This is a genomic window from Branchiibius cervicis, from assembly GCF_042661605.1.
Classification (GTDB): Bacteria; Actinomycetota; Actinomycetes; order Actinomycetales; family Dermatophilaceae; genus Branchiibius; species Branchiibius cervicis.
On the sequence record NZ_JBHSWJ010000002.1, the window covers coordinates 1,058,604 to 1,079,081 of the forward strand.

At 68.6% G+C, this 20,478-nt stretch carries 18 protein-coding genes, 4 pseudogenes and 1 riboswitch; of the genes and pseudogenes, 8 read left to right on the forward strand and 14 right to left on the reverse strand.

The window, feature by feature from the left end; translation table 11 throughout:
• Positions 1–2 precede the first annotated feature (2 nt).
• Positions 3–1,799 carry an MFS transporter gene (locus ACFQBT_RS05715; protein WP_377821053.1) on the reverse strand — a complete coding sequence of 599 codons (1,797 nt, stop codon included), beginning with the start codon at positions 1,797–1,799 and terminating at the stop codon, positions 3–5.
• Positions 1,800–1,938: 139 nt separating this feature from the next.
• Between ACFQBT_RS05715 and dapB the strand changes: the two genes are divergently transcribed.
• The 3 genes from dapB (at position 1,939) to ACFQBT_RS05730 (ending at position 3,541) form a co-directional block, all read left to right on the forward strand.
• Positions 1,939–2,682, forward strand: coding sequence for a 4-hydroxy-tetrahydrodipicolinate reductase (gene dapB, locus ACFQBT_RS05720; RefSeq protein WP_377821055.1), 744 nt, complete (start codon positions 1,939–1,941; stop codon positions 2,680–2,682).
• Between the two features lie 116 nt (positions 2,683–2,798).
• Positions 2,799–3,095, forward strand: a complete 297-nt coding sequence (locus tag ACFQBT_RS05725; RefSeq protein ID WP_377821057.1) for a hypothetical protein — start codon at positions 2,799–2,801, stop codon at positions 3,093–3,095.
• On the forward strand, positions 3,092–3,541 hold the full coding sequence (locus ACFQBT_RS05730) for a glutamine amidotransferase-related protein (RefSeq protein WP_377821058.1): 450 nt from the start codon (positions 3,092–3,094) through the stop codon (positions 3,539–3,541). The genes ACFQBT_RS05725 and ACFQBT_RS05730 overlap by 4 nt, the downstream gene beginning before the upstream one ends.
• 224 nt (positions 3,542–3,765) lie before the next feature.
• Here the strand turns inward: ACFQBT_RS05730 and ACFQBT_RS05735 are convergent, their stop codons facing one another.
• Genes ACFQBT_RS05735 through ACFQBT_RS05745 form a run of 3 tightly spaced genes read right to left on the reverse strand, consistent with a single transcriptional unit; the run spans position 3,766 to position 6,034 of the window.
• A complete protein-coding gene (locus ACFQBT_RS05735; RefSeq protein WP_377821060.1) occupies positions 3,766–4,290 on the reverse strand; it encodes a GNAT family N-acetyltransferase in 525 nt (174 codons plus the stop codon).
• Positions 4,290–5,222 (reverse strand): dihydrofolate reductase, encoded by a 933-nt coding sequence (locus ACFQBT_RS05740; RefSeq protein WP_377821062.1) that lies wholly within the window; start codon positions 5,220–5,222, stop codon positions 4,290–4,292. Before ACFQBT_RS05740 ends, ACFQBT_RS05735 begins: the two co-directional genes overlap by 1 nt.
• Positions 5,222–6,034 (reverse strand): thymidylate synthase, encoded by an 813-nt coding sequence (locus tag ACFQBT_RS05745; protein ID WP_377821064.1) that lies wholly within the window; start codon positions 6,032–6,034, stop codon positions 5,222–5,224. Before ACFQBT_RS05745 ends, ACFQBT_RS05740 begins: the two co-directional genes overlap by 1 nt.
• Before the next feature lie 410 nt (positions 6,035–6,444).
• On the opposite strand from ACFQBT_RS05745, the pseudogene dapA reads away from it, so the two are divergent.
• Positions 6,445–7,283: pseudogene (gene dapA, locus ACFQBT_RS05750) on the forward strand (4-hydroxy-tetrahydrodipicolinate synthase).
• A gap of 37 nt (positions 7,284–7,320) precedes the next feature.
• Positions 7,321–9,002, forward strand: a pseudogene (locus ACFQBT_RS05755) (ribonuclease J).
• 217 nt (positions 9,003–9,219) lie between these two features.
• Here ACFQBT_RS05755 and ACFQBT_RS05760 read toward each other — a convergent pair.
• The 3 genes from ACFQBT_RS05760 to ACFQBT_RS05770 form a co-directional block, all read right to left on the reverse strand.
• A complete protein-coding gene (locus ACFQBT_RS05760; RefSeq protein WP_377821066.1) occupies positions 9,220–9,966 on the reverse strand; it encodes a hypothetical protein in 747 nt (248 codons plus the stop codon).
• Positions 9,963–10,925 (reverse strand): endonuclease/exonuclease/phosphatase family protein, encoded by a 963-nt coding sequence (locus ACFQBT_RS05765; protein WP_377821067.1) that lies wholly within the window; start codon positions 10,923–10,925, stop codon positions 9,963–9,965. The genes ACFQBT_RS05760 and ACFQBT_RS05765 overlap by 4 nt, the downstream gene beginning before the upstream one ends.
• 64 nt (positions 10,926–10,989) lie before the next feature.
• Positions 10,990–11,205 carry a hypothetical protein gene (locus ACFQBT_RS05770; RefSeq protein ID WP_377821069.1) on the reverse strand — a complete coding sequence of 72 codons (216 nt, stop codon included), beginning with the start codon at positions 11,203–11,205 and terminating at the stop codon, positions 10,990–10,992.
• Positions 11,206–11,288: 83 nt separating this feature from the next.
• Between ACFQBT_RS05770 and ACFQBT_RS05775 the strand changes: the two genes are divergently transcribed.
• Positions 11,289–11,651, forward strand: a complete 363-nt coding sequence (locus ACFQBT_RS05775; RefSeq protein ID WP_377821071.1) for a hypothetical protein — start codon at positions 11,289–11,291, stop codon at positions 11,649–11,651.
• A 53-nt stretch (positions 11,652–11,704) separates the two neighbouring features.
• Positions 11,705–12,871: a citrate/2-methylcitrate synthase gene (locus tag ACFQBT_RS05780; protein WP_377821073.1), complete on the forward strand. Its 1,167-nt coding sequence runs from the start codon at positions 11,705–11,707 to the stop codon at positions 12,869–12,871.
• On the opposite strand, the gene ACFQBT_RS05785 is transcribed toward ACFQBT_RS05780, so the two are convergent.
• The 7 genes and pseudogenes from ACFQBT_RS05785 to ACFQBT_RS05815 all read right to left on the reverse strand — a co-directional run bounded on the left by ACFQBT_RS05785 (position 12,823) and on the right by ACFQBT_RS05815 (position 18,409).
• Entirely contained in the window at positions 12,823–13,944 is a 1,122-nt protein-coding gene (locus ACFQBT_RS05785) for a citrate synthase (protein WP_377821075.1), read from the reverse strand. The genes ACFQBT_RS05780 and ACFQBT_RS05785 overlap by 49 nt on opposite strands.
• Positions 13,945–13,953: 9 nt before the next feature.
• Complete coding sequence (locus tag ACFQBT_RS05790) at positions 13,954–14,577, reverse strand: PadR family transcriptional regulator (RefSeq protein WP_377821077.1); 624 nt, start codon at positions 14,575–14,577, stop codon at positions 13,954–13,956.
• A complete protein-coding gene (locus tag ACFQBT_RS05795; RefSeq protein ID WP_377821078.1) occupies positions 14,574–15,404 on the reverse strand; it encodes a DUF4097 family beta strand repeat-containing protein in 831 nt (276 codons plus the stop codon). The genes ACFQBT_RS05790 and ACFQBT_RS05795 overlap by 4 nt, the downstream gene beginning before the upstream one ends.
• 180 nt (positions 15,405–15,584) lie before the next feature.
• Positions 15,585–15,725, reverse strand: coding sequence for a hypothetical protein (locus ACFQBT_RS05800; RefSeq protein ID WP_377825586.1), 141 nt, complete (start codon positions 15,723–15,725; stop codon positions 15,585–15,587).
• A gap of 39 nt (positions 15,726–15,764) precedes the next feature.
• Positions 15,765–16,046: pseudogene (locus ACFQBT_RS05805) on the reverse strand (aminotransferase class V-fold PLP-dependent enzyme); the annotation flags it as partial.
• Positions 16,047–16,132: 86 nt separating this feature from the next.
• Positions 16,133–17,023 (reverse strand): annotated as a pseudogene (locus tag ACFQBT_RS05810) (aminotransferase class V-fold PLP-dependent enzyme); the annotation flags it as partial.
• 62 nt (positions 17,024–17,085) lie between these two features.
• A riboswitch (SAM riboswitch) is annotated at positions 17,086–17,200 on the reverse strand.
• Between the two features lie 30 nt (positions 17,201–17,230).
• Positions 17,231–18,409 (reverse strand): GAF domain-containing protein, encoded by a 1,179-nt coding sequence (locus ACFQBT_RS05815; protein WP_377821080.1) that lies wholly within the window; start codon positions 18,407–18,409, stop codon positions 17,231–17,233.
• A gap of 105 nt (positions 18,410–18,514) precedes the next feature.
• On the opposite strand from ACFQBT_RS05815, the gene ACFQBT_RS05820 reads away from it, so the two are divergent.
• Positions 18,515–20,347: a flavin-containing monooxygenase gene (locus ACFQBT_RS05820; protein ID WP_377821082.1), complete on the forward strand. Its 1,833-nt coding sequence runs from the start codon at positions 18,515–18,517 to the stop codon at positions 20,345–20,347.
• Positions 20,348–20,478 lie beyond the last annotated feature (131 nt).

Here is a 20,478-nt window from a genome sequence, read left to right on the forward strand (position 1 = left end):
TATCACCCAGCCAGCTGGGATTCCTTCTCAGAAGAGGTCGCATCGGGCGAGGAGTCGTCGTGCACGTACTTCTTGCCGCGCATCAGGCTGGCCCCGGCGGCGATCAGCATCATGATCGCGGCCGCGACGAAGACGACCACCAGGCCGTCGTGGAACGGCCCGGACATCAGGTGCGGGAAGAACTCCTTGCCGGTCAGCGTGTCTGCATTGCCGGCCGGCAGCCGGTGCAGCACGCCGGATGGGCCGAGCAGCGACTCGATCGGGTTGTACCCCAGGAAAGCCGCGAAGAGCATCGCCACCGGCGGCAACGCGGCGATACCGGTCGCAATGGCCTCCGGCACGCCCTGCCCGGTGAGGCCGGAGTGCATCGCGTCGGGCAGCGAGCCGGACAGGCCGACGATCATCAGGGAGAAGAAGATGCCGATCGACAAGGAGGTGCCGGCGTTGAAGAACGTGGCGCGCATCCCGGAGGCGACGCCGCGCTGACCCGCCGGGACGCTGTTCATGATGGCGGTCGTGTTGGGCGCCGAGAACATCCCAGAGCCGATGCCGTTGAGGAAGAGCAGCAGCGCGAACACCGGGTAGGAGAAGTTGACGGGGATCAGGATCAGGCCGATGAAGGTCACCGCGTTCAGCAGCAGACCGCCGCTGGCGAAGGCCCGGGCGCCGAAGCGGTCGGACAGGAAGCCGGAGGCGGGCCCGGCGATCAAGAAGCCGATCGTCAACGGCAGCAGGTAGATTCCGGCCCACAACGGCGTCGACTCGTAGTCGTAACCGTGCAGCGGCAGCCAGATACCTTGCAGCCAGATGATCAGCATGAACTGCATGCCGCCGCGGCCGATGGAGGCCAGCAGCCCCGCGAGGTTGCCGGCGCTGAACGCCTTGATCTTGAACAGCGACATCGAGAACATCGGGTCGCTGCTCTTGGACTCGATGATGCAGAACGCCACCAGCAGCACCGCGCCGCCGATCAGTCCGGCCAGCACCCAGGGGTTGGTCCATCCCATCAGGTGACCGCCGTAGGGCTGGATGCCGTAGGTGATCGCGACCAGGATCGCGGTCAGTCCGATGCCGAAGGTCAGGTTGCCGGGGACGTCCAGCTTGCCGCGGCGCGTGGTGCCCAGCTCGTGCAGTGACGCATAGGCCCAGATGGTGCCGGCGATCCCGATCGGGACGCTGACCAGGAAGATCGCGCGCCAGTGCCATTCGGACAGCACACCACCGATGATCAGACCGAGGAATGATCCGGCGATGGCCGAGACCTGGTTGATGCCGAGGGCCATCCCGCGCTGGTGGGCGGGGAAGGCGTCGGTCAGGATCGCGGCCGAGTTGGCCATCAGCATCGCGCCGCCGATGCCCTGGATGATGCGCCCGAAGATCAACCACAACGCGCCGGCGCTGCCGTCGAAGGGACACAGGAACAGAGCGAGGGACGCGACGGTGAAGACGACGAAACCGAGGTTGTAGATCTTCACCCGGCCGTACATGTCGCCGAGGCGGCCGAGGGTGACCACGAGCACGGCGGACACGACCAGGAAGCCCATTAGCATCCACAGCAGATAGCTGACGTTGCCCTGGTCCAGCGGGTCGAGGTTGATGCCGCGGAAGATGGCCGGCAAGGAGATGATCACGATCGAGGAGTTGATCGTGGCCATGAGGATGCCCAGGGTGGTGTTGGACAGGGCGATCCACTTGTACCGCGGGTGACCGGCCTCGTAACGACGCCGACGGACGCGTTGCTGCGCGTCGGTGGCGGTCTCGCCGGGCTCGGTGACGGGTTCTGGGGGAACGGAACTCACAAAAAGTCTCTTGTCGTTGATCGTTGGTTACGTGTGCTGCGCGGGACGCCGGTGTCACGTCGCGAGAAAGTTAACTTAGGTAATCAATATAGAACGGATGGTCCGCGCCGGGCAACCCGGCCCCCGTAGGCTGACGCCTGTGACCAGGACCAAGGTGGCAGTGATCGGTGCGCAAGGCCGGATGGGCACACAGGCCGCCGGGGCGGTGGATTCGGCGGACGACCTGGAACTGGTCGGTGCCTTCGACAAGGACGACGCCCTGGGCGACCTCGGCGGTGCCGACGTCTCGGTCATCCTGTCGGTGCCCGACGCCGCGCCGGGCAACGTCGCGCACTGCATCGACCGCGGTGTGCACTGCGTGGTCGGCACGACGGGCTGGACCGACGAGCGGCTGGACGCCGTACGCACCCGGTTGGCCGGCAAGCCCTCGGTCGGCGTACTCATCGCCCCCAATTTCGCCATCGGTGCGCTGCTCGCGCTGGAGTTCGCCCGGAAGGCGGCGCCGTACTTCGAGTCGGTGGAGGTCATCGAGCAGCACCATCCGGACAAGGTGGACGCTCCTTCGGGTACGGCGGGCCGCACCGCCCGCGTTCTGGCGCAGGCTCGCTCCGAGGCCGGGCTGGGCGACGTCCCGGACGCCACGACCTCGGACCCGCTGGGTGCGCGGGGAGCCCGCGTCGAGGGGATCCCGGTGCACGCGGTACGGCTACGCGGCCGGGTCGCCCACGAGGAGATCCTCTTCGGCGGTCCGGGGGAGGCGCTGACGATCCGGCACGACTCGTTCGACCGGGCGTCCTTCATGCCCGGGGTGCTCGCCGGCGTCCGAGCCGTCGCCGACCATCCGGGTCTGACGGTGGGGCTCGAGCATTACCTGAACATCTGAGTCGTGGCCACGATCGAGGACGTACGCCGGGTGCTGGCCGACCTGCCGGGCGTCACCGAGGAGAGAACGGCTGGGGCGCCCACAACTGGCGCACCAAGGCGGGCCAGATCGCGTGGGTGCGTTCGGCGAACCAGTCCGACATCGACCAACTCGCCGATGAGGGGCGCAGCTGGCCCGAGGGGACCACCATCGCTGTCCGGGTGGCCTCCATCGACGAGCGGGCGGCCCTCATCGACGAGGACCCGGCGGTGTTCTTCACCATCCCGCATTTCCGGTCGTGGCCCTCGGTCCTGCTGGTGCTGGACCGGATCGACCCCGAGCGGTTGGAGGAAGTGCTACTCGACGGCTGGATCCTGCGCGTGCCCAAGAAGGTTTCGGCGGCGTGGCTGAGCGAGCATGGGTACGACGCGTGAGGCTCGCGCTGATCGAGAACGACCCGGACAGTGGACCGGGTCGGCTCATGGCGTGGTGTCCCACAGCGACGGTGGTGCACGCGCACGCCGGCGAAAGCCTCCCGGCGGCAACGGATTTCGACGGTTTCGTGTTGCTCGGCGGTGGCTTCATGCCGGACGCCGACGACCTCGCGCCGTGGCTGCCGGCCGAGCGGGCATTGATCGAGGCGGCCGTGGACTCGCAGACACCGCTACTGGGGATCTGCCTGGGCGCGCAGCTGCTCGCGTACACGTGCGGCGGACAGGTCACACCGGCGTACGGGCTGCCGGAGAAGGGGTCACGCAGCTGCGGGTCAGTCCCGCCGCGGCCGGTGATCCGGTTTTCGCGGAACTGCCCGGGCAGGTACGGGCCGTCGAGAGTCATCGGGACCAGATCACCGCGCTGCCGCCGGGAGCGGCCTGGTTGATGTCCTCACAGCGCGTGCCCCACCAGGCGTTCCGCGTCGGGTCGGCAGCCTGGGGGTGCAGTTCCACCCCGAAGCCTCGGGCGAGCGGGTGCAGAGTTGGTCGGACGAATCGATCCGGACCGGAGGGTTCGATCCCACGCAGGTACGAGCCGAGGCCGCCACTGCCGCAGGTGAACTCGAGCAAACGTGGTCGACCTGGTTCGCCCGGTTCGCCGACCTGTGCGTCAGTCGCCGAGCGTCGCGGTAAGGCGGACTTCGCGTGTCGTGCGCCCGTCGGCGTCGACCTCGCGATCACGCCAGGCACCGTCCGGGGCAAGCCCCGCCGCGGTCAGGAACGCACGCAACTGCTCGTCGGCAGCCGGGATCCAGACCTGGACCGCGGTGGCGTTGCCCTCCTTCAGCAGATCGGCGACCGCGTTCAACAATCGTGAACCGTGGCCCTGCTCGCGAGCATCCGGTCGCACACCGAACAGACTCAGCTCGGCAACGCCGTGCTCGGTGCTGGGAACCACCGCCGCCAGCCCGACGACCTCCGCGCGCTCGTCCGAGGCCAGCAGCAGGAAATGCTCGTTGCTCGGCGGACTGGTCAGCGACGCCCGCCAGCCGTCGGCGAACGCCTGCGGGGTCATCGCGGCCAGCACTTCCGGGGCCAACACCTCGGCGTACGCCGACCGGAACAGGTCCGCTTGCGCCGCGCCGATCGCGGCGGCGTCCTGGGGTCCGGCCAACCGGACGGATGCGTCAGCCATCAGGTGAACACCGTTGGTGTGTCGAGGGGTTCGAAGGCGGCATCGACCAACGGGCGATGCGTGATCACGATCGGCAGACGCAGCGTCTCCGAGCGGGTGAACCAGCCGACCTGGGTGACCTCGTCGGACAGGCCCGCCTCGTCCTCGGTGCTGGCCCGGAAGCACACGCCGAAGACCTGGTTGCGCCGGCCGTCGGCGTAGACGATCACGGCATCGGGGTCGGCGTAGACAGCCAGCACCGAGTCGATCCGCACCTGCAGACCGGTCTCCTCCGCCGCCTCCCGGGCCGCGGCCTGCGCCCAGGTCTCGCCGGCCTCGACACCCCCGCCGGGCAGACACCACAGACCGTTGTCCTCGCGGCGGGTGAGCAGCAACCGGCCATCGCGCATGATGGCGCAGCTGGCCCCGACCTTCTTGTCGGCACCGGAAGCGGCCCACGGAGCGCGGAAGACCTGCGTGCGCGGTCGCGCACGCTCGTAGGTCAGCACGCTGAAACCCGGATGATCTTCCTTCGAAACCCGTTGCCACGCGGGGTCTTTGGCGATCGGCCAGCCGGGGAACGAGGTGTCTCCCTCGGCGTCGAACGGGATGTCGGTGATCACCAGGCGATCGGCGTACGGGAGGAACTCCTTGTAGACCTTCGACCCGCCGGCGACGAAGATGTCCTTCTCCTGGCTCAGCAGCAGGACGTCGTCGATGCTGTGCGCGACCGTTACACCCCGAGCCGACCACTGCGGGTCGGAGGTCAGGACCACGATCTTGCGGCCGGGCAGGACACCGACCGATTCGAAGGTGGTGCGGCCCATGACCAGCGGGTGCCCCATGGTCGTCTTCTTGAAGTGCGCCATCTCGCCCGGCACCTTCCACGGCATTGCGCCGGCGCGACCTATGATGCCGTTGCGAGCAACGGCGGCAATCAACGAGATCGTCATCAGACTGCGATCGGGGCCTTGATCGTCGGGGCGGCGACGTAGCCCTCCAAGGTGATGTCCGCCAGGTCGAACTCGTCGATCGCCTGACGGGCCGGGTTCAGCCGCAGGGTGGGCAGCGGGCCCGGCTCGCGGGTCAGCTGCAACCGGGCCTGCTCGATGTGGTTGCTGTACAAGTGGGCGTCGCCCAGGGTGTGCACGAACTCGCCGGGGACCAATCCGGTCACCTGGGCGACCATGTGCGTCAACAGGGCGTAGGAGGCGATGTTGAACGGCACGCCCAGGAACACGTCGGCCGAACGCTGGTAGAGCTGGCAGGACAACCGCCGCTGGCCCCGCGCGTCGGCGGGGGCGACGTAGAACTGGAACATCGTGTGACACGGCGGGAGCGCCATCTCGTCCACCTCGGCGACGTTCCAGGCCGACACGATCAGCCGCCGGGAATCCGGATTGGTGCGGATCGCCTCGATCACGTTGGCGATCTGGTCGACGGTCTCGCCGGACGGCGTCGGCCACGAACGCCACTGGTGGCCGTAGACCGGCCCCAGGTCGCCGTTCTCATCCGCCCACTCGTCCCAGATGCTGATTCCCCGCTCGTGAAGCCACGCCACGTTGGTGTCGCCGCGCAGGAACCACAGCAGCTCACCGATGATCGAGCGCAGGTGCAGCTTCTTGGTCGTCAGCGCCGGGAAGCCGTCCGCGAGATCGAACCGCATCTGGTAGCCGAAGGTGGACAGCGTGCCGGTGCCGGTCCGATCCTGCTTGGCCTGGCCGTGCTCGAGGACGTGATTGAGCAGATCGAGGTATTGCCGCACGAGGCCAACCCTAGCGGCGCTGCCTGACATCGCGGGCGGCCGCACGGGGTCTGTCCCCGCAGCTGTCGGCTTGTTCCGGAGATTGTTTGAAACTTTGAGTAACACTGCGTGGACTCCCCACGATGTACCTGGTGATCGCGTTGTCACCCGGACCCCCGAGCGGGTGACAACGCGATTTCATTCTTCCCGGGCCCGACGCGGCCGCACGCGGATCGATTTCTTCCGATTTGGACCCGTCGCCGCGGCAGGATCCGGCCCTGGAGGCACCTGCTCCGCATGACTTGCGGCAAACCCCGGGAACGGCGGGATGGCGCGGATTCCTGGAGTCCGGTGCACCTGCCACGGCGGATTAACCTGACGTCATGACAGACACTCCGTTCGGGCGCATGATCACCGCGATGGTCACGCCCATGACCGACGACGGCGACCTGGATCTCGACGGAGTGCAGAAGCTGGCCAGTTACCTGGCCGACAACGGACATGACGGCCTGGTGGTCAACGGCACGACGGGGAGTCCGCGACCACCACCGACGACGAGAATGTGGAGACCGTCCGGGCGGTCGTCGAGGCCGTCGGCGACCGGGTCCGGATCACCGCCGGTGTCGGCACCAACGACACGCGGCATTCGGTCGCGGCGGCCAAGGCCCTCGTCGCCGCCGGCGCCCACAACGCGCTGGTCGTCACGCCGTACTACAACAAGCCGCCGCAGGCCGGCATCGTCGAGCACGTCCGGGCCGTGGCCCAGGCCGCTGACGTGCCCGTCATGCTCTACGACATTCCCGGTCGCACCGGGGTGCCGCTGGCCAGTGACACGATCCGGGCGCTGGCGCAGATCCCGCAGGTGCTCGCCCTCAAGGACGCCAAAGCCGATCTCTATGCGGCCAGCCAGTTGATGGCCGAGACCGACCTGCTGTGGTACTCCGGCGACGATGTCCTGGCCCTGCCCTGGCTGGCGATCGGCGCCGTGGGACACGTAGCCGTGACCGGTCACGTCGCGGGCAACCAGTTCCGGGCGATGATCGAAGCCGTCGACCGCGGCGACCTGGCCACGGCCCGGGCGATCCACACCGCCCTGATCCCGGCGATGAACGCGATCATGACGGTGACCCAGGGAGCGATCATGGCCAAGGCCGCCCTCAAGCAGCTCGGCGTGATCAACTCCGACTTCTGCCGGCTGCCGCTGCTGCCCGCCACCGACGAACAGCACGACCTGCTGCGTACGGCGCTCGCGGCCTCCGGATTGTCCTGACCGTCGGTCGTCACCGGGGATAGGGCACGATAGAGCGGTGAGTCATCCGCACCCCGATCTGACCCTGCCGCCCCCACTCGCCCGCGACGGCGTCCGGGTCGTCGCCCTCGGCGGACTGGGCGAGGTCGGCCGCAATATGACGGTCGTCGAGTACGACGGCCGGCTGCTGATCGTCGACTGCGGCGTGCTCTTCCCCGAGGACCACCCCGGCGTCGACCTGATCCTGCCCGACTTCGAATACATCGAGGGTCGCCTCGACGACGTCGAGGCGATTGTTCTTACCCACGGCCACGAGGACCACATCGGCGCCGTTCCCTACTTGCTGCGCCTCAAGCCGGACATCCCGCTGATCGGATCGACCCTGACCCTCGCCCTGGTGGAGGCGAAGCTCAAGGAGCACCGGATCACGCCGTACACCATGGGCGTTCGCGAGGGGCAGCGCGAGAAGCTGGGCAACTTCGACTGCGAGTTCGTCGCGGTCAACCATTCCATCCCGGATGCGTTGGCCGTGTTCATCCGGACCCCCGGTGGCACCTTGCTGTGCACGGGAGACTTCAAGATGGACCAGTTGCCGCTGGACGGGCGCATCACCGACCTGCGGGCGTTCGCGCGGATGGGCGAGGAGGAGTCGACCTCTTCCTGACCGACTCGACCAATGCGGAGGTCCCGGGCTTCACCACCCCGGAGAAGAGCATCACCCCGGCGATCGAGCAGGTTTTCCAGCAGGCCGAACGCCGGATCATCGTGGCGTGTTTCTCCTCCCACGTGCACCGCGTGCAGCAGGTCCTGGACGCGGCGCAGAAGCACGGTCGCAAGGTCGCGATGGTCGGCCGTTCGATGGTGCGCAACATGGGCATCGCCGCCGACCTGGGCTACTTGCACGTGCCCGACGGCGTGCTGGTCGACGCCAAGAAGTTGGACAAGCTGGAAGACGACAAGATCGTCCTGATCTGCACCGGCTCCCAGGGTGAGCCGATGGCGGCCCTGTCGCGAATGGCCAACCGAGATCACAACATCGACGTTGGCCCCGGCGACACCGTGCTGATGGCATCCTCGCTGATCCCCGGTAACGAGAACGCCGTCTACCGGGTCATCAACGGGCTGATGCGCCTGGGCGCCAAGGTGGTGCACAAGGGCAATGCCCTGGTGCACGTCTCCGGTCACGCCTCGGCGGGGGAGTTGCTCTACTGCTACAACATCGTCAAACCCAAGAATGTGCTGCCGATCCACGGGGAGTGGCGCCACCTCGAGGCCAACGGTGAGCTCGCGGTGGCCACCGGGGTCCCGCGCTCGCAGGTGTTGCTGGCCGAGAACGGTGTCGTGGTGGACCTGGTGCGCGGCAAGGCGGCGATCACCGGTGCGGTGCCGTGCGGCTACATCTACGTGGACGGCTCCCTGGTCGGTACGACGGACGAGACCCTGCTGAAGGATCGGCGGATCCTGCGCGACGAAGGTTTCGTGACGATCATCGTGGTGCGCGACGCTGCCTCCGGCAAGATCGCGGCCGGACCGGAAATCCAGACCCGCGGATTCGCCGAGGACGAGGCCGTCTTCGACAAGGTCCGCCCCAAGGTCGAGCAGGCGCTCGAAGAGGCGCGGGCCAAGGGGATCTCGGACACCTATCAGTTGCAGCAGATCATCCGGCGGACCGTGGGCGGATTCGTCGGGGGCAAACTGCGTCGCCGGCCGATGATCATCCCGATCGTGATCGACGCGTAGCCGCACTCGGCCGCATACGAGGGTCACCCGACCCGGTGCGCGGGGTTGTGTGGCCGGTGGTGCCGCATGAGAGGGTCACTCGACCCGATGCGGGAGCTTGTGCGGCCAGTGGCGCCGCATGAGAGGGTCACTCGACCGGGTGCGCGGGGTTGTGTGGCCGGTGGTGCCGCATGAGTGGGTCACTCGGGCCCGGTGCCGGTCAGGGGACGGGTCGGCGCTACATCAGCAGGTGCGCCGCTGCGACGCAACTGAGCGCGACCAGCCAACTGACGAAACTGCCGACCAGGAAGTACTCGGTCACCGCATCGATGCCCACGCCGTGGGTCTCGCTGCGGTCCCGGCGGACGGTCAGCTCGGGGAAACGCAGTAGGCCCTTGGCAGCGATGACAATTCCGGCCGCGGTCACCTGACCGGCCAACGCCAGTCCGAGGATGAAGACCCGTTCCAAGGGTCCGAGCAATCGGCCCCCGCGCAACGTATCGGACGGTTGGGGTTGCCCGGGCGCTCGGATCGCGCCGGTCGCGCGCAGAATGAGGCGCACGATGACGTTCCCGGTGCCCAGTTGCACCAGGAACAGTCCGATGATCAGGGCGGCTCCGTCGACGCCGACCCGGTCCAGGCCGGGGATGGCCGCGTGCTGCGCCCAGTGCGACAGCAGACCGCCCACCGGCGGGCCGGCGTTCCACCCCAGCAGAAGCACTGCCAGCCCGAGCGCGAGCGCGGTGAACGCGAAGGCGGGGTGCGGCGTACCCGTATCGCCGGGGCTGGACAGCACCTGCCAGGCCACGCAGGTCAGGGCGCCCACGATGAGCAACCCGATCGACGCGCCGTGCGCCGCGGTCAGGGCACCCAGCAGCAGGATCACAGCAGGTCCGACCAGCAGCCGGGCACCGCGCACCGGACCGGCACCGCGGGTCAGATCCGCGAGACCGATCGCGATCAGGGTGATGGCGAAGCTGGTCACGAACTGATCGTGGCAGGTGCTACCGACAACCTGGCCCACACCGCGTAGTGATCGGTGTTCGCGACCCGGTCCACTCCGGAGTCGACGACCGGCGATGTGCGACCGGGCACCCGCACCAGGACGTGGTCCAACTGGATGAACGGCGGGATCCGGGACTCGTTGGGCCAGGTACGCACCCAGCCGGCACCGGTGGCCCGGAGGCTGTCGGTCATGGTCTGCGCGATGTTACGGAATCCCGGCATTGCACTGGAGGCGTTGAAATCGCCGGCCATCACGACGGTTTCGGTCGGCGGCTGCGCCTCCCGCCACTGCTGGAGGGCCCGCAACTGCGCCCGCCACAACGAGGCGTTGCGGGCGACCGGAGCGTAAGTGTGGACCGCGTGCAGCACATACTCGTGATCCGCATGGACCGTGAGGATCGGTTGGTAGAAGCCGCCGCTCTCGGTGCCCAGCCCGCGCAGGGTCAGGGGGTGGCGACTGAGCACCATGGTGCCCGCGTAGGGGTAGGCGGTGCGTCCTTCGCGGTGTGGCAGGAGTGCGGCCAGGCCGGCACGGTCCAGGCCGGCCAGCCCATCGGCCGTGACCTCGGCCAGGACCAGGGTGGCCACATGGTGCCGGGTGACCAGACCGACCAGGGTGGCCGGGTCCGCGCCGCCCGCCCGCATGTTGGAGAACATGACGACATCGTCGGACGCCGAGGGGGCTGTCGTGTCCGAGCGCACCACTGCCCCGGAGAGGGCCAGCGGCACGGCGGCGACGATGGCGGCGGCGATCGCGAACCGCCAGCGCCGGGTGACGACGCCCGCCACCAACGCCACGGCCAGCAGCGCCACGGCGACACAGCCCGCGACGGGAAAGGCGGACTGGATGACCGGGACCCGCCACCTGGCGACGTCGATCCAGCGGGTGGACAATGCTGCCGTGGTGAGCGCGAGGACCAACCACCCGAGGCCTCGCACGAATCGCTTCATATGCATCGAATGAAGCTGAATGCTTCATTTTTAAGATGTGAAGACATATCCTTCATTCGTGCCGAGTGACGTGATAGCGACCCTGATCTGCGACCTCGTGGCGTCGCGAGAGGCCGCCGACCGTCGAGGTCTGCACGATCGTCTCACCCGTGCGCTGAAGACCGGCGCCGACGCGCTGCGCGACGACCTGGTGGCGACGGCACCGCTGCAGATCACGGTGGGCGACGAATTCCAGGGCGGCTTCGATACGATCGGCGCCGCTCTGCACGCGGCACTGCTCATCCGCACGCGGTTACGGATCGGGCAGCCGGAGGCCGACCTGCGCTGCGGGATCGGTTGGGGAGTGTGCAGGTGCTCGATCGGCGTACCGGCGTCCAGGACGGCCCCGGCTGGTGGTCGGCCCGGGATGCCATCGAGGAGGCCGAGCGGTTGGAGAATGTCCCGTCCACACGCACGGTGCGCACGATCGCCCACCTGGGCCCGGACCGGCAGCAGCTGCAGGACGCCGTCAACGCCGCGCTGGCCACCCGGGATCATCTCCTGGCCCGGCTCGATGAGCGGTCCCTGCGCATCCTGCACCGCCTGTTGCAGCAGGAGACCAAGCGGGAGATCGCCGCGGCTGAGGGCATCTCGGCCTCGGCGGTCAGTCAGCGCGCACACCGGGACGGTCTGGACGCGATCGTGCGGGATGCTTCGCTGCTACGCCGGCTGTGAGGTTGACGACGTCAACATTGGCCGGGCCGCAGACCGCGCGGAGGCTGTGTCGCATGAGCATCGACACGCAGACGGCGCCGCGCGCGCCGCGAGGACTGGCCGACCTGATCGTCGCCGACACCACGATCGGTGACGTTCGCGGGCAGGAGGGCTTCTTCCACTATCGCCAGTACGACGCCACGCAGGTCGCGCGCCACCGCACCTTCGAGGACGCTTGGCATCTGGTCCTTCGGGGCGCGCTGCCGGCCACGCAGCATGACGCTGACGCATGGCGCGATACGATCCGCACTGCCGCGGATATTCCTGCAGCAGTGCGAGATTCGATTCTGGCCACGATCAGGGCTGCTTCGTCCGGGACGCCACTGGCCGATCTACGGACCGCTCTTTCTGCTCTCGGCGCCTTGACCCACGATCGTCCGCTGTGGGATCTGACGGCGCCGCAACGCGAGTCGGCGGCGCTGGCTGTCGCGGCCCGCCTGCCCTGGCTGGTGGCGGCCTGCCACGCGATCGCCCGCGGAGAGCAGCCCCGGCAGTCGCGACCGGAGCTGGGCCACGTCGGTGACTACCTGTGGATGGTGACCGGGGCGGAGCCGTCAGCGCAGCAGGTGCAGGCGCTCAGCCGCTACCTGATCCTGACCATCGACCACGGGTTCAACAACTCGACGTTCACGGCCCGCACCGTGGCTTCGACGGGAGCGGACACGACTGCGTGCGTCGTGGCCGCCCTGGGCTCGCTGTCCGGTCCGTTGCACGGTGGCGCACCCAGCCGGGCGCTGGATGCCCTGGATGCGATCGGCACTGCGGACCGCGCCGCTGCGTGGGCGCGCGCCCAGCTCGCGGCGGGGGACCGGGTGATGGGTTTCGGGCACGCGATCTACCGCGGGCTGGACCCTCGCTCGGAGTTACTGCGTGAGACCGCCGCCGAATTAGGCGGTGACACAGCGCAACTCGCGATCGCCGCTGAGAACGAGGTGGTGGCCGTGCTGGACGAAGTCAAACCGGGCCGGATGTTGCGGGCCAACGTCGAGTACTACGCGGGAGTCGTCATGGACGCCTGCGGTGTGAATCGCATGCTGTTCACGCCGACCTTCGCGGTCAGCCGGGTGGTCGGATGGACCGCGCACATCCTGGAGCAGGCGGCGGATACCAAGATCATCCGCCCGTCGTCGCACTACGTCGGCCCGGCCGCACCCGTGCCGGTGCCGGGATCTCCGACGTAGTCCGCCTGCGGCCGGAACCGCAGCGGCTGGCCCTGCTCCTCCATCCCGTGGGCAGCGAATCCCGCCATGCGCGCGATCAGGAAGACGACTTCACCGGCCCACCGCTGCGCTCCCGCAGCGACGCTCAACGCGGCGAGCGCCAGATCGACGTTGGGCGCGGCGCCATGTGCACGGCGTACGGCGATGGTCAGGTCGTCGACCCGGCTCACGACCTGCGGCGCCCAGGGCTCGACCCTCGCGATGAGGGCATCGAATCGCGGATCGGTGTCGCGATAGACAAGATGACCGAAACCGGCTGGCACCTGGTGCAGTTCGTGCGATCCGGTCAGCACGTCGTACGCCGCGCCGGAGGCTGCGCCGTGCGCCGCTCCGGCCAGGGCGGCGGCACCGGCGAGTAGCACGTGGTACGGGTCGGCCCGGGTCCCGGCGGTGGCGCGGGCGACGACCGTCGAGGTGGCCAACTCGTGATCGGCGAGCAGGATGAGCGCCGCGTCGAGCGCACGGATACGTTCCCGATCTGCCTGCTGCGCAGTGAGTTTCGGCCACAGGCGGGCTGCGACGGAATCGCCGGTCGTGGTACCCAGCGTCGGAAGTGACGCGATGGCGGCGTTGATGGACCGCACGGCCGCGGTGGGGAAGTCGTCCTGCCGGGCCAGACCGGCGTCGAGGATGGCGGCCCGGATGCGGTCCCCGTGGGGCATTGCGCGCTCGTCGACACCGATGTCGACAGCGGGCCAGGGGCAGATAACCTCTGTGTCCCAAAGCAGTTCGGCGACATCCTCGAAGTGCGACGTGGCTGCGAGATGCTCGACATCCCGCCCGCGATAGAACAACCGGCCGGCCGGATCGATCCGGGTGAGCTGCGTCTGGACCGCGATCTCGAAGGTCCCTGCTCGGGTCCGTTTGCGGCGTTGCACGAGGGCCAGCACCGCGTTTCGCTCGAAGCGCGATCCGCGGGATCGGGGCCCACCCGGCACCGGCGACAGGATGCCGCGGCTGACGTAGGCGTAGACGGTCGCGACCCGGACACCGAGCAGGTCGGCGGCCTGCTGGGTGTCCACGGTGTCGCTCACCGCCTCAGATTAGGACCCGGATTGACGGATGGCCTCCCGAACCTGCCGCTGCGCCTCCTCGAGTGCGGCCAGCAGCGTCTGGCGGACTTGTGGCGTGCTGTGTTTGCCGGACGCGGCCTTGCGCACTGCCTTGCTCAGATCCCGCAGTCCACGCTCGATGGCGTCGATCTCCGGTCCGGCGCCCACGAAGCCATGCCAGCCGGCCCCTCCGGTGGCCGAGCCACCGGGAACCGTCGTCGCGGTCCGCCGCGCCTCTCTCGCCGCGGCCTTGAGCTCGGCCCTCAGGTCAGCGGCGCTGCCGTGCACCCGGGCGCGCACTTCATCGGCCAGTTCCCGGGCGGATCTTTCGAGGTCGGCCTGCAATTCGCCCAGGTCCTCCTTGCGGTCGCGGACCTCCTGACGTCCTGCCTCGGTGATGACGTACGTCGCCTTGCGGCCGTCGTCGGTCCGCGAAACCAGACCTTCTTCCTCCAGCTTGGCCAGGCGGGGATAGACGGTGCCGGCGCTCGGGGTGTACAGCCCGCCGAACCGTTCCTCGAGGTCACGGATGATGTCGTAGCCGTGCCGCGGACCCTGGTCGAGCAGTGCCAGCAGGTAGAGGCGTAGTTGTCCGTGCTGGAAGACCGGTGTCACTGTTCGACCGCCTGGGTCGAGCGCATGACGACGACATCACCGGATACGGAACTGGCTTTGATCTTGAGCGTGGGGTTTCCCTCCGACAGCCTGCCGCCGCCGCGGCTTCCCGGGTTGCCGATGCGTTGTCCGTCGACGATCGCCGCACCGCTGAGGCTGCTCAGTTGGACATCGAATCCGTCCGCGTCGGGCACCCGCACCAGGACGTCCCCGGACACCGCCGTGGAGGAGATCGAGGTCTTGGCGCTCAGCAGGTCCAGGGTGATGTCACCGGAGACGGTGTTCAGTTTCACCGGGTTCACCTGGCTGCGATGCACCGTGATGTTGCCGGAGACGCCGTTGGCCTTCAGCGACCCGACCAGCCCGTGCAATTCGACCGTGCCCGAGACCGTGTTGACGTCGACCGCGTCGGTGATGTGATCCAACGTGACGCTGCCGCTGACCGTGTTGATCTTGGCCGGGCGGGTCAGCCCGCTGGCCAGCACCTGGGCGGAAACCGTGTTGATCTTGGCCGTAACGCCCTCGGGAACCGCGATGGAGATGCGTGCCCGGTCCTGCGCCGACGACGAGCCGAGCCGTTTGAGGGTCTCCCAGATGTTCTCGCCCTCGACCTTGAGGTGGGTGACCTTCAAGGTGTTGCCGTCCCAGGTGACCTGCAGGGGTCGTCCGCGCAGCTCATGAACTTCCAGCGTGGCGCCGTCCGCGTCCCCGTGGGTGACGACGTCCACCTGACCGCCGACGATGGACACCGACACCGTGCGGACGGTGGCCGGTTTCTCCTCGCCGATCTCCAGCGTTTGCGGCTCACGGATCTCCCAGGCCTGCATCTACCTCTCCCATCACGATATATCGCGTTACCGACGTCACGATATATCGCGAATGAGGTACGCGGCAAGACGTTTGCCTGCCGGACTTTTGGATCGCGTTTCACCCGCCGGAGGCCTCGCCGGGTGAAAAGAGATCCAAAAGTCCAGGGAGCGTTGCTGGACGGAGCGCGGCAGGCGTGCTTACCAGGGACGCGGCTGGCTCAGGTCGCGCGGGTCGCCGACCGCTTCCCACCCCTGACCCGCCACGTGCCGGTAGGGCAGTGCCGAGCCGGAGGTGACCAGGCGACGTACGCCGGCGATCAACCGGTCGACGTGATCCACGGTGGTCGCCAGGCCGAGACTGGCCCGCACGGCAGTGGTGTTCTGTCCGACCACGGCGTCGCACAACAGGTGCGCACAGAAGCGCCCGTCGCGGACGGCGATGCCGTCCTCGTCCGAAAGCACTTGTGAGACAAGCGAACTGTCCCACCCATCCACGGTGAACGTGACGACGCCGACGTTCGGACGGTCCTGCCCCAGCGCCGAAACGATCGTGACCCCGGGGATCTGGGCCAGACCCGCCCGCAGTCGGCTGCCCAGGGCGTCCTCGTACCGCTCGATGGTTTCTCGGTGCTCGGCCAGCGTGGCGCAGGCAGCTGCCATGGCGATGGCGCCCAGGGCATTCGGGGTTCCCCCTCGTGGCGGGCAGGCCCGCTGTGCCACAAGATCCCGTCGGCGGACACGGAGTGCGTGGCGCCGCCGGCAGGCAGGTACGGCTCGGCGACGTCCAACCAGTCGGCTCGACCGACGAGGGCTCCGGCGCCGAAGGGGGCGTACATCTTGTGCCCGGAGAATGCGATCCAGTCCGCGCCCAGCTCGTCCAGGTCCACGGCTCGGTGGGGTACCAGCTGCGCCCCGTCGACAACCACTCGGGCGCCGAACTCGGCTGCAACAGAGGATAGTTCGCGCACCGGCCACACCTCACCGGTGACGTTGCACGCACCGGTGAGCACCACCAGCTTGGGCGCCCGGGGGTCGGCGGCTGCCAGTGCGGTGCGCAGCAGGTCGGCGGCGTCGGCCGTGCTGCGTGGCACCCGCAACGACGTCGTACGCCCGGCCGGCCAGGGCAGCAGCGCCGCGTGGTGCGCGGACTGCCAGGCGAAGACCAGCGCGTCCTGGGGCAACGCGTGAGCGAGCAGCCGCAACGCGTCAGTGGTGTTGCGGGTGAAGATCACCTCATCACCGGATCGGGCACCGACGAACCGGCCGACCTCGGCGCGGGCTTGCTCGAACCAGCCGGTCGTGAGGCGGCTGGCGTAACCCGCGCCGCGGTGCACCGAGCCGTAGGTGGGGTTGACCTTGTCCACCGCCTGCGTCACGGCCACCAATGCGGGGGTGGTCGCGCCGTGGTCGAAGTTGGCGATGTCCACGACCGTGCGGTGCACCGTGGGTACGCCGATCTCGTGGGCCACGGTGCGGGGCAGGCCGGCCGCGGTCACACTGCCGCGACCGCGACGCGGTAGATCCGTCACGATGCTCAGCCGGCGAGCGCTGGGGTGCTCGGGGCTGGGGGTGGCGGCGGGTGCCGGCTCGGTGAAGCCGTTGCTCGGCGTACAGGTGATGCTCGTGACGGTGCTCATGGCGATACTCCTCGTCGGTCCAAGGGACCAGCGAGCACGCCGAAGGTGGCGAGCGGAGGACTGGTCCGCGCTTGCCGTCACGCTGTTGCGATCCGGCCGGGTCGTCACCCGGAGCACCCCACCGCGGAGGAGGGTTGCCGCTCAGTCAGCCGGGGCTTACGACTGAGACTCTTGACCTGGTCAAAAACTGTAGCAGTGCAGGCGCGTTCAGTCGCACACCACGTCGATGCCGTCCGCAATGCGGTACGGCGCTGCCTCGACGAGCGCCCCCGCGGCGCGTCGTAACCGGCTGATCTCGGCCCGGACGGCCACTTCGTGCTCGCCGTCGCCGTAGAGCCGGGTGCTCAAGGCCGCAGCGGTCATGCCCCGCGGCGCGGCGGCCAGCAGGCGCAGGATCTGGGCGTGGCGGCGGCTCAGCGGCACGGTCCACGGCTGGTCTTCGGCGCCGCCCGCCAGATGCAGCGTGTCGTCGCGGCCGAGCCGGGCCGACAGTCGCCGCGGCTCGGGAGCCGGCCGCACCAGCCATCCGTCGCCCACGCGCTCGGGCAGGCACATGCCCAGGCCGGGGACGGCCAGCGGCCGGTCGGCCCGCGGTGCCGCGATGCGGTCGCGGACACTCACTCCTTCGCGGTGGGCCACCCAACCGTGGTCGTCGACCAGCAGCAGCGGGCTGCCGGCCGTGGCGATCAGGTGGCTGGCGCGTTCCCGAAGGCGTCGCAGCTGCTGCTCGTGGTGCTGCCAGAGCGCGCCCTGGGCCAGCTGCACGGCACTGTCGACCAGCGCGACGAGCGCGGGGTGCATGGTCATCGCCGGACCGCTCACGTCGACGATTCCGAGCAATGAGCCGTCCCGCGGATCGTGGACCGGTGCCGCGGTGCAGTACCACGGGTGCTGGCGGTGCTCGAAGTGTTCGGCGGAGAACAGTTGGACCGGCGCTTGCTCGGCCAGCGCGGTGCCGATGGCGTTGGTGCCGACGTAGGTCTCCGACCAGTGCGCGCCGAGCGCGAATCCCAGCGAATCCGCCTGTCGCAGAATGGCCGGCGACCCCTCCCGCCACAAGATGACGCCGTCCCGGTCGGTGATGACCACGATGAACAGGGAAGCGTCAGCAACCCTGGTCAACACGGCGCGGATCCGGTCGGCGACCAGCGCCAGCGCGCTCTCGGCCCGCCGGGCCTCGACCTGGTCGATGGGCAGGATGTCGCGGTGCAGCGGCCGGTCCGGATCCAGGCCCAGCGACTTCATCCGGGCCCAGGAGCGAGCAACGACCGGTCGGGGCTCCTCCAGCGAACGGGAGCCGGACATCACGGCGTCGTGCAGGCGGACCAACTGCCGCGCGCGCAGCCCGAGATCGACACCGGGTGCGACCGCCGCCGCTGAGGTCATCACATCCCACTTTCGCCGCATGCAACGTGGTGCAACGGTTCCGCCCCGGACCCCGGCGCGGTGTGCTGTAGATCACACCGTACGACATCGAGGAGTTGAGAGCACATGACGCAGATTGCCGATTCGCCCGCCGCAACGGCGACCGATGCGCAAACCCGCGCCGAGACCTGGTTGAACTCTTTCGAGACCGCCTTGCGCCAGCGGGACATCGCGGCGGCGGCCGCGCTCTTCGCTACCGACAGCTACTGGCGAGATCTCGTGTCCTTCACCTGGAACATCGTGACCGTCGAGGGTCGCAGCGGGGTCACCGACCTGCTCACCCAGACGCTCGACCGCACCGACCCGGGCACGTTCCGGACCAGCGAGCCCGCCACCGAGGACGACGGTGTCGTGACGGCCTGGTTCACCTTCGAGACCGGGATCGGGCGCGGGCAGGGCCTGGTCCGGCTGACCGAGGAGGAGGGCGAGGACAGGGCGTGGACGCTGCTCACCGCCCTGCGGGAGCTCAAGGGTCACGAGGAACCACGCGGCGTACGGCGCCCCAAGGGTGCTGAGCACGGCGCCACGCGCGATCGCAAGAGCTGGGCCGAGCGTCGCCAGGAGGAGGCCGAGTCGCTGGGTTCGACCACCCAGCCCTACGTGCTGATCATCGGCGGCGGACAGGGCGGTATCGCCCTCGGCGCCCGGTTGCGGCAGTTGGAGGTGCCGGCGCTGGTCATCGACAAGCACCCCCGGCCCGGTGACCAGTGGCGCGGTCGCTACAAGTCGCTGTGCCTGCACGACCCGGTCTGGTACGACCACCTGCCGTACCTGAAGTTCCCGGACAACTGGCCGGTCTTCGCACCCAAGGACAAGATCGCCGACTGGCTGGAGTCCTACGTCAAGGTCATGGAGGTGCCGTACTGGAACAACACCGAAGCCAAGAAGGCAAGCTGGTCGGCCGAGCGCGGGGAGTGGACCGTCGAGGTTGAGCGTGACGGGCAGCCGGTGACGTTGCGCCCGACGCAACTGGTGTTCGCGACCGGTATGTCGGGTAAGCCGCGGATGCCCGAGGTCGAGGGAATCGACGTCTTCGAGGGCGACGTACACCACTCCAGCGCGCACCCGGGTCCGGACGCCTACGCCGGCAAGCGGGCGGTGGTCATCGGCTCGAACAACTCCGCCTTCGACATCTGCGGGGCACTGTGGGAGAACGGCGCCGACGTGACGATGGTGCAGCGCTCCTCGACGCACATCGTCAAGAGCGAGTCACTCATGGAATACGGGCTCGGAGACCTGTATTCGGAGCGGGCGGTCGAAGCCGGAGTGACCACGGAGAAGGCCGACCTGATCTTCGCGTCGCTGCCGTACCGGATCATGCACCAGTTCCAGATCCCGGCCTACGAGAAGATGGCCGAGGTCGACAAGGACTTCTACGACCGGTTGGAGAACGCCGGTTTCTGGCACGACTGGGGCGAGGACGGCTCCGGTCTGTTCATGAAGTACCTGCGACGCGGCTCCGGTTATTACATCGACGTCGGTTCGGCCGATCTGGTGGCGAACGGCGACGTGAAGCTGGTGCACGGGCAGATCGATCACCTCAGCAAGGACGCCGTCGTGCTCGAGGACGGCACGCACTTGCCCGCCGACCTGGTCGTCTTCGCCACCGGCTACAACTCGATGAACGGCTGGGTGGCCGACCTGATCGACCAGCAGACGGCGGACCAACTGGGCAAATGCTGGGGTCTGGGATCGGACACCACCAAGGATCCCGGACCGTGGGAGGGCGAACAACGCAACATGTGGAAGCCCACCAACGTGCCGAACCTGTGGATGCACGGCGGCAACCTGCACCAGTCCCGCCACTACTCCCTCTACCTGGCGCTGCAGCTGAAAGCCCGGTACGAGGGGCTGGAGACACCGGTCTACGCACTGCAACCGGTGCATCACACCGCATAACTCCTCGCGCGCCGCGATCGGTCCGATTCGGGCCGATCGCGGCGGCGTGTGACGCAAGTGAAAGATGTGACAGTCCTCTAGCCTGTTTCGGTGGCTACCCGTCAGCCCGCGAGCCGCGGGACCTCCTCGAC

Excerpts from the sequence above, each read along its gene's own strand:
- ACFQBT_RS05735 (WP_377821060.1), bottom strand. The coding sequence starts at position 4,290 with ATGGCTGACGCATCCGTCCGGTTGGCCGGACCCCAGGACGCCGCCGCG.
- ACFQBT_RS05740 (WP_377821062.1), bottom strand. The coding sequence starts at position 5,222 with ATGACGATCTCGTTGATTGCCGCCGTTGCTCGCAACGGCATCATAGGT.
- ACFQBT_RS05780 (WP_377821073.1), top strand. The coding sequence starts at position 11,705 with ATGAGCATCGACACGCAGACGGCGCCGCGCGCGCCGCGAGGACTGGCC.
- ACFQBT_RS05795 (WP_377821078.1), bottom strand. The coding sequence starts at position 15,404 with ATGCAGGCCTGGGAGATCCGTGAGCCGCAAACGCTGGAGATCGGCGAG.
- ACFQBT_RS05815 (WP_377821080.1), bottom strand. The coding sequence starts at position 18,409 with ATGACCTCAGCGGCGGCGGTCGCACCCGGTGTCGATCTCGGGCTGCGC.
- ACFQBT_RS05820 (WP_377821082.1), top strand. The coding sequence starts at position 18,515 with ATGACGCAGATTGCCGATTCGCCCGCCGCAACGGCGACCGATGCGCAA.